Raw genomic sequence first — 276 nt, forward strand, 5'->3', positions numbered from 1 at the left:
CTTTCTCCAGCCACGTGGCCCCGACCCACTGGTATTCGAGCCGTGGCACCGCCACCGACTCCCCGCCGCGTCACCGACTTCCTTGGCGGTGGTTCAAGACCGGTGATCTCGGCGCCATCGACGCCGACGGCTTCGTCACCATCACCGGCCGCAAGAAGGAAATCATCGTCACCGCGGGCGTCACCCCCGGCCTCATCCGCCTCGCCGTCGGCATCGAAAACATCACCGACATCCTCACCGACCTCCACACAGGATTCACGGCGGCGCACTAGATTC

At 65.2% G+C, this 276-nt stretch carries 1 protein-coding gene and 1 pseudogene; both read left to right on the plus strand.

What is annotated here, in order from left to right; translation table 11 throughout:
• Positions 1–179: pseudogene (locus GV792_RS30440) on the plus strand (hypothetical protein); the annotation flags it as partial.
• Entirely contained in the window at positions 165–272 is a 108-nt protein-coding gene (locus GV792_RS29990) for a PLP-dependent transferase (protein ID WP_309139166.1), read from the plus strand. The pseudogene GV792_RS30440 and the gene GV792_RS29990, both read left to right, overlap by 15 nt.
• Positions 273–276 lie beyond the last annotated feature (4 nt).

Origin of the sequence: Nocardia cyriacigeorgica, assembly GCF_010868145.1 — a bacterium.
Taxonomy (GTDB): Bacteria; Actinomycetota; Actinomycetes; order Mycobacteriales; family Mycobacteriaceae; genus Nocardia; species Nocardia cyriacigeorgica_D.